This window comes from Desulfopila sp. IMCC35006 (assembly GCF_005116645.1).
GTDB lineage: Bacteria > Desulfobacterota > Desulfobulbia > Desulfobulbales > Desulfocapsaceae > Desulforhopalus_A.
This window is the reverse complement of the sequence record NZ_SWCM01000002.1, coordinates 353,476-366,104: the sequence shown is the minus strand read 5'-3', so window position 1 is coordinate 366,104 and position 12,629 is coordinate 353,476. Positions and strand designations below refer to the sequence as shown.

General features: G+C 48.4%; 15 protein-coding genes. 9 read left to right on the top strand and 6 right to left on the bottom strand.

Annotation, left to right across the window (positions count from 1 at the left end):
• Positions 1 to 127: 127 nt before the first annotated feature.
• The 5 genes from rplI to FCL47_RS05540 all read right to left on the bottom strand — a co-directional run bounded on the left by rplI (position 128) and on the right by FCL47_RS05540 (position 2,968).
• Positions 128 to 580 (bottom strand): 50S ribosomal protein L9, encoded by a 453-nt coding sequence (gene rplI / locus FCL47_RS05560; protein ID WP_136812481.1) that lies wholly within the window; start codon positions 578 to 580, stop codon positions 128 to 130.
• 73 nt (positions 581 to 653) lie between these two features.
• The gene (locus tag FCL47_RS05555; protein WP_167496374.1) at positions 654 to 1,625 is read right to left on the bottom strand and encodes a DUF2232 domain-containing protein; all 972 of its coding nucleotides are present in this window, start codon (positions 1,623 to 1,625) and stop codon (positions 654 to 656) included.
• A gap of 26 nt (positions 1,626 to 1,651) precedes the next feature.
• Positions 1,652 to 1,897: a 30S ribosomal protein S18 gene (gene rpsR / locus FCL47_RS05550; RefSeq protein WP_136812479.1), complete on the bottom strand. Its 246-nt coding sequence runs from the start codon at positions 1,895 to 1,897 to the stop codon at positions 1,652 to 1,654.
• Between the two features lie 48 nt (positions 1,898 to 1,945).
• A complete protein-coding gene (rpsF, locus tag FCL47_RS05545) occupies positions 1,946 to 2,365 on the bottom strand; it encodes a 30S ribosomal protein S6 (RefSeq protein ID WP_136812478.1) in 420 nt (139 codons plus the stop codon).
• A 207-nt stretch (positions 2,366 to 2,572) separates the two neighbouring features.
• Positions 2,573 to 2,968 (bottom strand): MazG nucleotide pyrophosphohydrolase domain-containing protein, encoded by a 396-nt coding sequence (locus tag FCL47_RS05540; RefSeq protein WP_136812477.1) that lies wholly within the window; start codon positions 2,966 to 2,968, stop codon positions 2,573 to 2,575.
• Between the two features lie 287 nt (positions 2,969 to 3,255).
• On the opposite strand from FCL47_RS05540, the gene FCL47_RS05535 reads away from it, so the two are divergent.
• From FCL47_RS05535 to ung, 9 genes are all read left to right on the top strand, one after another.
• On the top strand, positions 3,256 to 3,702 hold the full coding sequence (locus FCL47_RS05535) for an AP2 domain-containing protein (RefSeq protein WP_136812476.1): 447 nt from the start codon (positions 3,256 to 3,258) through the stop codon (positions 3,700 to 3,702).
• Between the two features lie 269 nt (positions 3,703 to 3,971).
• Positions 3,972 to 4,283 carry a 50S ribosomal protein L21 gene (gene rplU / locus FCL47_RS05530; RefSeq protein WP_136812475.1) on the top strand — a complete coding sequence of 104 codons (312 nt, stop codon included), beginning with the start codon at positions 3,972 to 3,974 and terminating at the stop codon, positions 4,281 to 4,283.
• Between the two features lie 73 nt (positions 4,284 to 4,356).
• Positions 4,357 to 4,614: a 50S ribosomal protein L27 gene (rpmA, locus tag FCL47_RS05525; protein WP_136812474.1), complete on the top strand. Its 258-nt coding sequence runs from the start codon at positions 4,357 to 4,359 to the stop codon at positions 4,612 to 4,614.
• Between the two features lie 133 nt (positions 4,615 to 4,747).
• Positions 4,748 to 5,752 (top strand): GTPase ObgE, encoded by a 1,005-nt coding sequence (gene obgE, locus FCL47_RS05520; protein WP_136812473.1) that lies wholly within the window; start codon positions 4,748 to 4,750, stop codon positions 5,750 to 5,752.
• A gap of 105 nt (positions 5,753 to 5,857) precedes the next feature.
• Entirely contained in the window at positions 5,858 to 7,015 is a 1,158-nt protein-coding gene (gene proB / locus FCL47_RS05515) for a glutamate 5-kinase (RefSeq protein WP_136812472.1), read from the top strand.
• 36 nt (positions 7,016 to 7,051) lie between these two features.
• On the top strand, positions 7,052 to 8,308 hold the full coding sequence (locus tag FCL47_RS05510) for a glutamate-5-semialdehyde dehydrogenase (protein WP_136812471.1): 1,257 nt from the start codon (positions 7,052 to 7,054) through the stop codon (positions 8,306 to 8,308).
• The gene (gene nadD / locus FCL47_RS05505; RefSeq protein ID WP_167496373.1) at positions 8,305 to 8,958 is read left to right on the top strand and encodes a nicotinate (nicotinamide) nucleotide adenylyltransferase; all 654 of its coding nucleotides are present in this window, start codon (positions 8,305 to 8,307) and stop codon (positions 8,956 to 8,958) included. Before FCL47_RS05510 ends, nadD begins: the two co-directional genes overlap by 4 nt.
• Positions 8,959 to 9,024: 66 nt before the next feature.
• Positions 9,025 to 10,260, top strand: coding sequence for a chemotaxis protein CheB (locus FCL47_RS05500; protein ID WP_136812469.1), 1,236 nt, complete (start codon positions 9,025 to 9,027; stop codon positions 10,258 to 10,260).
• Between the two features lie 20 nt (positions 10,261 to 10,280).
• Entirely contained in the window at positions 10,281 to 10,982 is a 702-nt protein-coding gene (gene ung, locus FCL47_RS05495; protein WP_136812630.1) for a uracil-DNA glycosylase, read from the top strand.
• Positions 10,983 to 10,989: 7 nt separating this feature from the next.
• Here ung and FCL47_RS05490 read toward each other — a convergent pair whose 3' ends face one another.
• On the bottom strand, positions 10,990 to 12,594 hold the full coding sequence (locus tag FCL47_RS05490; protein ID WP_136812468.1) for an NAD(P)H-hydrate dehydratase: 1,605 nt from the start codon (positions 12,592 to 12,594) through the stop codon (positions 10,990 to 10,992).
• Positions 12,595 to 12,629: the final 35 nt, after the last annotated feature.

Below are 12,629 nucleotides of genomic sequence, written 5' to 3'. Positions count from 1 at the left end.
AAACAAAAACACACCATGAAGGTCAAGCCTCCAGGTGTGTTTTCATCTTCGAATAACCGGTAAAAGGAACTGGTCTGAGAACCCATTACCGTGCAGTCGATGGTTGCCGCCAACGCTCCGGGCCGTGTTAGCCAGCCTGGATAGGTACAACGTTGAGCGTGAACTCAGCGGTCACATTGAAACCAACCTTTACCTGGATCTTTGTTTCGCCAAGGGTTTTAACCGGCTCGTTCAACAGGATCTGTCTTTTATCAACAGTCACATCGAGCTCAGCGAGTTTTGCACAGATATCTGCGGTGGTGACCGAACCGAAAAGGCGTTCGTCAATACCGGCCAGTTGCTCGATGACAATGGTAAGTCCGGATATTTTTTTGGCAACGTCTTCAGCCTGTTTCTGTTCTTTGGCACGTCGAGCTTCGATGGCTGCCTTATCTTTTTCAAGAAGGGCAAGATTAGCTGCAGTCGCCTGAACAGCTTTGCCCTGTGGAAGAAGATAGTTACGACCATAGCCGGGTTTGACTGTTACGACGTCCCCTTCGAGGCCGAGAGAGCTGATTGCTTGTTTTAAAATAAGTTCCATATTCCTAAACTCCTATGAAAATAGGTCTCATAAACCGGGCTCAGTGATTAAGAGAACACCGTGCCGGTAATTATTATTTTGGTTGATTCCCTTCCTTTTGCTTGAGTTTGCGAAAATCAAACCAGATATCGCCAATACCGAAGACAAGCAGAAGGATTGTACCAAACGACTGAAAAATGATCATTACATAAAAAAAAGATCTGAGCAGCAGGGGTACTTTCCATTTAATCATAAAAAAAACGGCGATAGACAACCCCTGAAAGCAGTAGATCATGCTTAATAAAACGAGAACGTTGATGCCGATGGTTCTCAATATCTGGATAGGCAGAAGAACGAATAGCCCGGCACCTATAGCCAGCCAGATAGTTTTCTCCGGCAATTGCCAGAATTGATAACTCATCCATGGCGCACTGCCTCCGGTTTTCGGGAGAAGTACGTTGCCAACCACCATGGTAAACCAGGTAAGAGTCAGAATGAAACTACCAAGAATTGAAGGCATTATCAGGGGGATATATACCTTCATCCAGTGGAGGGTGGTTTCAAGCATCAGCAGGGTATCTGCTGAAATATCATTATTCTGCCGGTAATAGTTGGTTGCCTCGGTAATTCCTTCATCCAGAGAGTTTAGAAACTGTCCATAAGCCGATACATCCGAACCGATAGAAAGCACGGTGAAAATAACGACCCAGCTGCCGGCCAGCGCAAGAGAACTTTTCAGGCCGCTTATTGCAGGACTGTCGTGCCGGTCCGCCGAAACAAAGAGAACGTACCCGGAAAATAACAGCGCGAAAGAAAAACCGAAAAATTCAATATTATTTAGCAGGAGATACGCAACGAATGCTATGACCGCGGTGACGCCAAGCAACCGTTTTCCGATGAATCCTCCGTAGCTGGACAGTGTATAAAAAGCCACCAGCGGCAAAAATAGATACAGCCAGCCAAACAGGGACCACTGTACTCCAGGAAGAATGATTGCCAGGGAAGCAAACAGAATCGTCCGGGCAATTCGGCCTATTCTCGGCTGTTGATTTCCCTGGCTGGTCACCTTAATTCCCTGCTGTTCCCTGTAGATTATCCCTGAGACGATCCAGCATAAGGCAGAAAAGCGATCTGCCGTGCCTGCTTGATGGCCTCACACAGTTGACGCTGATGTGTGGCACATGTTCCGACAATGCGGCGAGGAATGATCTTCCCTCTCTCTGAAACAAAATTTCTAAGTGTTTTTACGTCTTTATAGTTAACAACTAAATCTTTCTCACCACAGAATCGACAGGATTTTCTGCGGGTGAAAAGTTTTTTTTGTGGTCTTTGAGCCATGAAAGTACCCTCCGGGATTAAAGATCTTGACAAGATACCGAGTAATTTTTACTCGGCGTCTTCATCGTCATTGTTTTCAACGTCATCAGATTCGCCATCATCCGTTTCCTCACTCTCCTGCAGGGCAGTGGCTTTGGCGGCTATTGCTGCCATCGCTTCTTCGATACCCTCTTCGGTGATGGAATTTGCAGTCTTGATGGTCAGATATTTCAATACGAGGTCATCGATTCTGAATTTTCGTTCAATTTCCGAAACTGCCGCCGGGGTACCGGCATAGTCACAATAAACATAGTAGCCAAGGCTTTCTTTTTTAATGAGATAGGCCAGTTTTTTCATGCCCCACTTGGCCAACTCGATAATTGTTCCCTTTTCATCGAGAATAATTTTACTGGTGCTTTCGATAACTCGGTTGATCTCTTCTTCCCCGGCATTCGGGCGTAGAATGAAGATCGTTTCGTACCTGCGCATGCGTTCCTCCTCGTGGACGTATGGTTTTTGCGGGTCTCATTCCCGCAATTTTCGGCCCTCACACCTTGAATCAATCATGGGAGAGAGCAAGAAGGTCATAATAACACATTGTTATTATGAGTATACTGAAGGTGCACCTGAAAAATGAATTCTGCGGTTTGCCTCTCAGTAAAAAACTGACTATATTACATAGGCAGGGAAGATGTGTCAAACAGTATTTTTTTTCTTTTCCTCTGCTTTGATGGCTTCCCACTGCGCGGCCAGTTGTTCTTCATTTTCATAGGGCTGGCCGGCGAAAACATGCGGATGACGACGAATGAGTTTTTCATTGACGGTTCTAAGAACATCGGAGAGGTCGAAATTTCCCTGGTCATTGCCTATCTCAGAAATCATAACTATAAGATAGAGAAGGTCGCCAAGTTCTTCGCAGATGTTTACGGGGTCATCATTTTCTATGGCATCAATGAGCTCCTGGCATTCCGATTTGAGATATTTGAGTAAAGAGATGTGGTTCTGCCGTCTGTCCCAGGGACAACCGTCTTCTCCTCTAAGAGTTTTTATGGTCGAAATGAGTTCAGATAATTTGGGATCACAATTGGTCATTTGATTTTTAATGCTAGGCTTAATAGAGTGAAAAAAAGATTTTTACAAAGGTAAACAGACTGGAAACGCTGGAACTGTTTTTCAATTATATTAGTAAAAAGGAGTTGACATTCAACCCTTGAAGAACTATTTAGCTCTGCTGGAAGGTGTTGTCAGGTTTTGTGCATTTGCCTGCCAAGAATACCATCTTTTTGCAAAATGTACATGCGGATTATTGGTGTGCAGTTGCATGGAGGAGCAGGACTCCTCATTGAGCATTATGTGTCCTAAATAATAGAGGTATACTCATGGAAGACGACAAAAAACAAAAATTGCTTCTTGAAAAGCATAAAGATATTGCCAGGATAGACCAGGAGTCAAAAAGAACCCACGGTTGGTATGTGAGAGTCAGGTTTTTAGGGAGAACCCACTCGAAGTTCTTTTCCGATAGAAAGTGTGGTGGACGTTATTCCAGTCTGTTGTCGGCGATTTCCTGGCGTGACAAGACTGAGAAAAAACTCGGCAAAGTCAGGACAAACAAACATATGGTTACGGTCAGTAACTCTGGAACCGGTGTTGTCGGTGTCCGCCTCAACGATAAACTTAACCGCTACGAGGTGAGTTGGGTGACCCATCAGGGAAAACAGGGGAAAACCTCTGTGTCTATTTCCAAACATGGAAAAAAAGCGGCGTTTGCCAGAGCTTGTTCTATCCGTACCGAAAAGGAAAAAGCCCGTCTGGAATATTCCGGTTGAGGTGGTGGCATTATGGCTCTTCTCTCCTGATTGCAGGACAGTCTGAAATCTGTCAAAAACGTCCCGTCAGTGTGCAGAGCACGTGATGCGAAACAACTTTCGCGTGTTTTTCGCCCAATACGTTCAGTAGATACGTTGTGTGCGCCAGAAAAGATGGAAAAGTTTAATTTGTGTTGACAATTGAGGCACAATACGGTTGAATGCTCTGTTCTTGTAAAATAATTTGGCTATGTTAATAATAGAGTAGATTCACTCAAAGAGGTTCATATATGTATGCTATAGTTCGTACAGGTGGAAAACAATATCAGGTTGCGTGCGGAGATCAGGTTCGGGTTGAAAAACTCGAAGGCAACGTTGGCGACAATATAGACTTGGTTGATGTTCTCATGGTTGTTGGCGATGATGGCGTAAAAGTTGGTCAGCCGGTTCTTGAAAATGCCAAAGTCACTGCGAAAATCGCTGAACAGGGAAGAGCAAAAAAAGTAATTGTTTTCAAGAAAAAGCGCCGCAAAGGGTATCGATTAAAAAACGGTCACAGACAATCGTACACTGCGCTGAAAATCGAAGATATTTCTGCGTAACGGTCATTGCCGAAAAAATTACGGATACAACAGTATATTTAACATGATTTACGTTGGAAAAAAGGGGTAGAAGATGGCTCATAAGAAAGCAGGTGGTAGTTCTAGAAACGGTCGGGATAGTGCTGGCCAGCGACGCGGTGTTAAGCGATTTGGCGGACAGGTAGTCAAAGCTGGTAATATTTTGGTTCGTCAGCTCGGAACCGTCATCCATCCAGGAACCAATGTGGGTTGCGGACGCGATTATACGCTTTTCGCCAAGATTGAGGGTGTTGTGACATACGAAGAATTTGGTAAAAATAAAAAACGAGTCAGCATTTATCCTGTAGCTTGATTTTATCAAATATCGCTTCCGGATGACGTGTACAGACCGTCACCCGGTACGTTTGAACTCGGCCTCAATGCTTTATTGATGGTCGAGTTTTTTTTTATTCAGTCTACAGGTATTGATACCCTGCAGGAGGGTTATGGCATTTATTGATGAAGCAAAGTTTTTTGTGAAAGCCGGTGATGGCGGAAATGGCTGTGTCAGTTTTCACAGAGAAAAATTTGTACCTCGGGGTGGGCCAAATGGTGGAGACGGAGGGCGCGGTGGAAGTGTGATCATTCGAGCCACCAACTCTTTGAACTCACTCATTGATTTTCGTTATCGGTCTCATTTTAAAGCGGAGAGGGGGGTTCACGGCAAGGGAAAAGATATGCATGGACGCTCCGGAAAGGATTGTTTTATTGACGTTCCTGTCGGCTCCGTGATAAAAAATAACGAGAGCGGGGAGGTACTTGCCGATCTCGCATCGGCTGGAGATTCAGTCGTTATCGCCAGAGGTGGAGATGGGGGGCTGGGTAATCCTCATTTCGCCAGCGGGACAAACCGTACTCCCCGAGTCGCAACCAATGGAGAGGCCGGTGAAGAATTCTGGCTGAAAATAGAACTTAAACTTATTGCTGATGTCGGTCTGGTTGGCTTGCCCAATGCAGGTAAATCGACTCTTTTGTCAAAGCTCTCGGCCGCCAATCCGAAGATAGCGTCCTACCCCTTCACCACTCTGGAACCGCAGCTTGGGGTATTGCAGCACAAATGGTTCAAGCCCTGTATAATTGCCGATATTCCCGGACTTGTCGAAGGTGCGCATAATGGGATCGGCCTTGGACATAAATTTCTTCGTCATGTAGAACGGACCAGCATGCTCTTGCACGTAATCGATGCAGCCGATGAAAATGTCGAGGAAAATTTTCGTATAATTGCCAATGAACTTCTTCTCTACAAAGAGGAACTCGTCGACAGAATGCAGCTTCTGGTATTAAATAAACGGGATCTGGTCGAAGAGTCGGAGCTCAGGAAATTGACAACAATGTTTCAGCAGATGGGACAGCATGTTGTCAGTGTTTCTGGAATGACCGGAGAGGGGATTGATGGCCTGAAAGAACTTGTGCTGGAAACCCTGGAACAAGGTGAAAAAGAGCACCAATAAAAGGCATGCTTTTACTGGCTGGTCTCTGTATGAATTTGATCGGATCAAGGTGAAAACCTTCTTCTCTTCGCTCATCATCACGTATTTAAGCGGGTTCAACATCTTATGAATTCGAATTTAGAAATTGAAGACGGACTCTATTATCGACAGACTCTTTTCGACAAAGCAAAAAGGGTGGTGGTGAAGGTGGGAAGCGCGATCCTGACCGGTGCCGATGGGATTAACAAGCAGGTTGTCGATAATCTTGCCAAAGAGATAGCTTTTCTGCATAATACCGGCAGAGAGGTGATTCTGGTCACCTCCGGTGCAGTTTCTGCCGGAAGAAGAAAAATCCATATAAGCGATGAGCTGGAACTGACGATTAAGCAGAAGCAGGCACTCGCTGCAATCGGCCAGTCCAGCCTGATGCATGATTACGACGAATCTTTTGCCGTCTATGGTAAAAATATCGCTCAGATACTGCTGACCCATTCTGACCTCGCCAATCGCAAAAGATATCTCAACGTTCGCAACACGATTCTCACGCTCTTTAAATATGGTGTCATTCCGGTCATCAATGAAAATGATACGGTTTCAACCGAGGAGTTGAAGTTTAGCGACAATGACAATTTAGGTGCCCTGGTTGCTAACCTGATTGAGGCGGATATGTTCATTTGCCTGACCGATGTCGACGCCTTGTATGACCGTAATCCGGTGACCGATGCAAACGCCCGGGCTCTCTATACAGTGGCTGAGGTCACCGACGAGATTATGGCCATGGCCGGCAACAGTAAAAGTGTTTTGGGAACCGGCGGCATGTGTAGTAAAATTAAGGCTGCTCAAATGGTTTCTGCCGGTGGAGGGAGTTCCTTTATCGGCCCTGGCAGACAGACGGATATCCTCAAGCATCTTTTTTCCGGCGAGATTATCGGCACGTTTTTCCTGCCGCGACAGGAAAAAATGCAAAGCCGTAAGCGCTGGATAGCCTATGTCCTGAAACCAAAAGGCAGTCTGGTCCTGGACCGCGGGGCCTGCAAGGCAATCTGCCAGAACGGCAAAAGCCTGCTTCCATCCGGTATAATCGAAGTTGAAGGCCATTTTGATGTAGGCGATGCGGTCAGGTGCCTGGACATGGACAACAAGCCGGTGGCTGTCGGTTTAACCAATTTCAGCTCGGTCGATCTGTACAAAATTAAAGGTGTGCGTACCGATCACATTGTGCAGATATTAGGCAGTAAAGAAAGTGACGAGGTGATGCATCGGGATAATCTGGTCATCCTCTGAGCTGAATACCTGACAGAAATATTAAAGGATAGCTTCATGGCACTGGAACAGACAATTGACGAATTAGCGAAAAGAGCGAAGCTTGCTGCGGCAGATCTGATGGCTCTTTCAACAAAGACCAAAAATGATGTCCTGACCACTGTTGCCGATCTGCTGGCGCGGCAAAGAGAGCATCTGAAAGTTGAAAATGACAAGGATCTCGCAGCAGGGGTTGAAAAGGGATTGTCGCCAGCCATGCTTGACCGGCTGCGCTTATCCGATGCGGTTATCGATTCCATGATTACCGGGCTCCTGGAACTCTGCGCCCTGCCGGATCCGATTGGAAAAATAGAAAATTTTGTAAAACGGCCCAACGGTCTTCAGGTCGGGAGAATGCGGGTGCCTCTTGGGGTGATCGCCATGATCTATGAGTCCCGGCCCAATGTAACTGTGGATGCCGCTGCCCTCTGTGTTAAAACAGGCAACGCGGTAATTTTGCGGGGCGGGTCAGAAGCCATTCACTCCAATCTCGCTCTTGCAACTCTTCTGCAACAGGCGCTCACCCAGCACAACATCGACAGGAGTGCGGTGCAGGTTATCCCTGTCACCGACCGGCTGGCAATCACTCATCTGCTCACCCTTGAGGAGGACATCGACCTGGTCATCCCGCGTGGCGGAGAGGGACTCATCCGGTTTGTTGCCGCGAATTCCAGAATTCCTGTTCTCAAGCACTATAAAGGCGTCTGTCATCTGTATATCGATAAAGATGCCGATCTGGACAAGGCCATCCCCTTGGTGCTTAATTCCAAGATCCATCGGCCTGGCGTGTGCAATGCCCTTGAAGGATTGCTGATCCACAGCGATATCGCGGAAACTTTTCTGCCGCGGGTAGTAAAAGAGCTTACCGCGAACGGTGTGGAACTTCGCGGGTGCGCCCAAAGCGTCAGAATAGCCGCAGGAATACAAGCCGCGGCAGAGGAAGACTGGGGCACCGAATTTCTTGATTTGATTCTCTGTGTAAAAGTGGTGCAGGGCTTTAGCGAAGCCAAACAGTATATTCAAACGTACGGTTCCCGGCATACCGAATCGATCGTTACGGAAAATTACAGTACCGCCCAGAGGTTTATTGCCGAGATTGATGCATCTGCGGTAATGGTCAATGCCTCAACGCGTTTTAATGATGGGGGGCAGCTCGGACTTGGTGCGGAAATAGGTATCAGCACCACCAAGCTGCATGCCTACGGTCCGATGGGGCTTGAGGAGTTGACTACCCGGAAATTTGTAGTTTTTGGTCAGGGACAAGTCCGAGAGTGACCGTAAATAAGATCGGGTTACTTGGCGGGACCTTTGATCCTGTGCACTACGGACATCTGCAGCTGGCAGAATCGGCTCTGGCGGAATGCGCGCTGGACAAGGTGGTTTTTATTCCTGCCGCCGAGCCGCCGCACAAAAACACTACTGCGGTAAGTTCCTTTGATCACCGGCTGGCCATGCTGGAACTGGCCACGCTGGGCATGAAAGGTTTTGAATGTAACGCGATCGAAGGCATCCTGCCGAAGCCCTCCTATACCATCGATACGCTGCGGGTTCTGCAGAAACATTACCGAAAAAAGTATCATAACGATTACCAGCTTTATTTCATGATCGGCGCTGATGCCTTCATGGAAATCCTCAGCTGGAAGTCGTACCGGGATGTTTTACGTGCGGTCCATATTATCCTCTCCCGGAGAAAGGGCTATAAAGGCGAACGGCTGGCCTATTTGCTGAAGAGCCTGGGGTATATGGCCAGTCAGGGCTGTTGGCATGCAGACGATGGCCAAAAAGATATTTACATATTAGCACGAACGCCAGGCGAGCAGAGCTCATCGACAATCAGGACCATGATCGCCCAGGGCCAGTCGGTAGAGCAGTTTCTGCCGCCATCTGTTATACTCTATATAGAAAAACATAAGCTTTACCAATAATAAATACAGGATGAAATTCCTGTCCCGGCATATTTGCCTGGATGATATGTCAATGGAACTACGTACATGCAGCAAGAAAATGAAAAAAATTCTTCCTCGAAGATATCACTTCTGATTGTCGATGATTCTCTTGTTTTCCGAAAATTTCTGGAAGATATTTTTAATGATTGTGAGGAGCTTGATATTGTCGGGGAGGCCCAGAACGGTATTGAGGCCCTTGATCTGGTATTGAAGAAAAACCCGGACGTTATCCTGCTCGATATGGAAATGCCGCTGATGGATGGTATGACCGCGCTGCAACATCTGATGATTCACCGGCCGACGCCGACCATAATGTTTTCCAGTCTTACCGAAACAGGGACCGCCCGATGTTTCGATACCCTGAAAAATGGCGCGGTCGATTTTGTCTGCAAGGATTTTATCTTTCAGAAAAGTAGCCAGCAGACCTACAAGAAACTAATCATCGACAAGGTGAAGAGGGCTGCTGCTGTTCGTCTTAAGGCGAAAGAACCGGTTTTTACAGCTCCGGGGGCGGCGGGCAGTGCACCGGAAGCAGAGCAGAGAGTGGTCTTTTGTGAAGAGTGTGGCAACGGAGAGGTGATCACGGTTGTAAGATCTCAGCCTGTCGATACTATAATCTGTTCGGAGTGTGGCGACATTATTGAGCTGAGATCCTCACCGGCGTCGCAGGATCAGCTGAACAACTGTATCTCGGTGTTCGGTGGCGGAGAAGGGTGTTTTTTTAATTTGTTGCAGATAGTTCCTCAGCTCGCCGATAGCTTGCATGGTGCTCTCATTGCGGTGATTCATCAGACGCCTGAGCACGTCAATAGCTTTGCCGAGTATCTTGATGCTATCTCGGAGATAAAAGTAATCCGGGCCAGGGAAGGGGTAACCATCGAAAGCGGTAATTGTTATCTGGCTTCCGGTTCTGACTACATGAACATCAAGCCATACAACGGACAATTGACCCTCCAGAAGGTGCCCAAAGCATCTTTGAATGGCGGACCAGTCGATATTCTTCTGGCCTCGGTGAGTACCGTCTTGAAAAAAAGAGCCGCCGGGATAATACTTTCCGGCGATGACAACGATGGGGACAAGGGGATGGCCCTGCTTTTGAAAAACGGAGGAATGCACGCCGTTCTCAGAGAGGAGGAGTGTTATCATAAAAACATGGGTCGACAGGTGGTGGAAAAATGCAGCCTTGCCGGAACGGTATCAATGGAAAAGCTGGTGGAGTTGATTAAAGGGATCCATACGACAGCTCAAGACGACAGCAGTGATGCCGGTGCTGTCGAGTAATGCCTTGTTTGCCCGAGGCAATGGAGAATGGTGTGAAACAGCAGACTGACGTCCAGGCTGTCCTCTGGGAGGAGAATGTCCCTCTCATGCAGCAGGGCTTGCACAGGGAGTTGGTAAAACGAGCCTACGAAGGGGCGGGGGAGAGCCGTGTTTATCCGCTTCGGGAGAATGTTTTTACGGCCTTGCGGCTGACAAGTCTTGCCGCGACAAAGGTAGTAATAATAGGCCAGGACCCATATTTCAATGAACATCCCGGGAAAGGACCGGAGGCGCATGGGATATGTTTTTCGGTGCAGCAGGGAATTCCTGTGCCACCATCTCTGCGCAATATCCTGCAGGAAGTCAACAGCAGCGTATATAACGGTGAAAAGGTCAGTGTCGACAGCGATCTGACCAGGTGGGCCAGGCAGGGCGTTTTACTGCTTAATGCCAGTCTGACGGTCATGGCCAGGCGTCCCAATTCCCATGTCCAGCTCGGCTGGCATGCGCTGACTGACGATATTATTGCCACTGTTTCCAATAAAAAAGAACATGTCGTCTTCATGCTCTGGGGGGCGTTTGCCCAGAAAAAAAAGGTCCTGATCGACTCCCGAAAACATCTGATCCTGGCCACCAGCCATCCATCCCCGCTTTCTGCCCACCGGGGGTTTCTGGGTTCAAATGTTTTTGTCAAATGTAATGCCTATCTCCGGCAGCATCACCTGCAGCCAATAGCATGGTAAAGTGGGCTTATTGACGATCAAGATGCTCCTTGATTATGGCTGGAATCATTTCAGCAACCTCAGAGGCGAGAAAGCCTGCGCCCGATTTTTCATAGAGCCGGTCTGCCGCAGCACCGTGCAGGTAAACCCCGGCAACCCCCGCATTGAGCGGAGAAAGCCCCTGGCAGACGAGGGCTCCGAGAACCCCGCTTAACACGTCACCCATCCCCCCTGACGCCATCCCCGGATTGCCGGTCGTATTGATTGTAGTCGAGCCATCGTCGGCGGCGATGACAGTACCTGAGCCTTTGAGAATCATTACTGTCTGGTGTAAATCGTTGCTGAAAAGGTTATGACCTAAAATGGCGGCATCGAGCCGATCAGCTTGAATATCGGCAACGGATTTGTCCAGCAATCGAGCGAGTTCACCAGGGTGCGGCGTGAATATTCTTGGACCGGCAGGCGGTTCGAGTCGGTCTCGATACGCAGCCAGGACAGTCAGGGCATCGGCATCGACGATGACCGGGCATTGGGCGGAGCGGTAGACTTGCAGGACGAGCTCCGCCGTTTCGGAATCAAGTCCAATGCCTGGGCCCATAACGATTGCCTGCTTGGTTGCAATCTGCTGAGAGAGAGTTGGCCAATCGCGTTGTGACAGGCATTGTCCACTGTTTGCCAGGGGAAGAGTCATTGCCTCTATCAGGGTTGTTTCAAAAATTACGTTCAGGTCATGAGGAACGCAGAGAGTGACAAGACCCGCACCGCATCGCAGTGCACCCCTGGCAGAGAGAATAGCCGCTCCTGTTTTGCCGGTCGATCCAGCCAGAATAAGCAGATGTCCATGGCTGCCTTTATGGGCCGCTTTTTTGCGCTGGAGGGGCTGAATCAGCGCCGTGCATGTTTCGAGAGTGGCAAGCTTTGTTGTTATATCGGCATTCTGTATTGCTTCCGGCGGGATGCCGATATCAATGATATCCAACTTGCCGGTCCACGAAGATCCGTCATGAATAAAGTGACCGGGTTTTGCGCAGCAGTACGTGGCGGTAAGGTCGGCCCGGATACAGGTTCCCAGAATTCTGCCGGTGTCTGTATCCATTCCCGAGGGAGTGTCGACGGCGACGATGGGGGTTGTATGGTTGAAATTATAGGAGTTGATCAGATTTATAGTATCGGCAAAATGGCCTGTTATTTCCCGACAGAGGCCAATACCGAAGATCGCATCGATGACAGCGTAGCAAGGCAGGCCCCGCGATTCGAGTTGTTTAATCAGGACCGGGATAGTTCCCACCCTCGCAGGGGAATCAACCACATGAAACGGGAGCCGCAGTTTGCGGATAATATGCAGATTAACAGCAGGGTCGCCGGTCAGGGAGTCCGGGTTAACGAGAAAAAAGAAAACAGGTTGACAGCCTCGCTGGTGGAGATGACGCCCGATAACCAGACCGTCCCCGCCATTATTTCCAGGGCCGACAAATATCAGGGCGAAAGTATTCTTACACGAACCCCGTTCCTTCTCTAACATCCGCACCGTACCGAGACCCGCATTTTCCATGAGGATAACACTTGGGATGCCGAACATTTCCGTCGCTGAGCGATCGAGATTTTTCATTTCCTGAGCAGTGGGCAGTTTCATGAGTCCTCCTTCATTCCCCTGGGTCAACCGGTTTT

What these genes read in the sequence shown, in the direction of transcription:
- rpsF (WP_136812478.1), bottom strand. Translation starts at nt 2,365, where the DNA reads ATGCGCAGGTACGAAACGATCTTCATTCTACGCCCGAATGCCGGGGAA.
- rpmA (WP_136812474.1), top strand. Translation starts at nt 4,357, where the DNA reads ATGGCTCATAAGAAAGCAGGTGGTAGTTCTAGAAACGGTCGGGATAGT.
- ung (WP_136812630.1), top strand. Translation starts at nt 10,281, where the DNA reads ATGGAGAATGGTGTGAAACAGCAGACTGACGTCCAGGCTGTCCTCTGG.
- FCL47_RS05510 (WP_136812471.1), top strand. Translation starts at nt 7,052, where the DNA reads ATGGCACTGGAACAGACAATTGACGAATTAGCGAAAAGAGCGAAGCTT.
- FCL47_RS05535 (WP_136812476.1), top strand. Translation starts at nt 3,256, where the DNA reads ATGGAAGACGACAAAAAACAAAAATTGCTTCTTGAAAAGCATAAAGAT.
- rpsR (WP_136812479.1), bottom strand. Translation starts at nt 1,897, where the DNA reads ATGGCTCAAAGACCACAAAAAAAACTTTTCACCCGCAGAAAATCCTGT.
- FCL47_RS05500 (WP_136812469.1), top strand. Translation starts at nt 9,025, where the DNA reads ATGCAGCAAGAAAATGAAAAAAATTCTTCCTCGAAGATATCACTTCTG.
- rplI (WP_136812481.1), bottom strand. Translation starts at nt 580, where the DNA reads ATGGAACTTATTTTAAAACAAGCAATCAGCTCTCTCGGCCTCGAAGGG.
- FCL47_RS05540 (WP_136812477.1), bottom strand. Translation starts at nt 2,968, where the DNA reads ATGACCAATTGTGATCCCAAATTATCTGAACTCATTTCGACCATAAAA.
- rplU (WP_136812475.1), top strand. Translation starts at nt 3,972, where the DNA reads ATGTATGCTATAGTTCGTACAGGTGGAAAACAATATCAGGTTGCGTGC.
- obgE (WP_136812473.1), top strand. Translation starts at nt 4,748, where the DNA reads ATGGCATTTATTGATGAAGCAAAGTTTTTTGTGAAAGCCGGTGATGGC.
- proB (WP_136812472.1), top strand. Translation starts at nt 5,858, where the DNA reads ATGAATTCGAATTTAGAAATTGAAGACGGACTCTATTATCGACAGACT.
- FCL47_RS05490 (WP_136812468.1), bottom strand. Translation starts at nt 12,594, where the DNA reads ATGAAACTGCCCACTGCTCAGGAAATGAAAAATCTCGATCGCTCAGCG.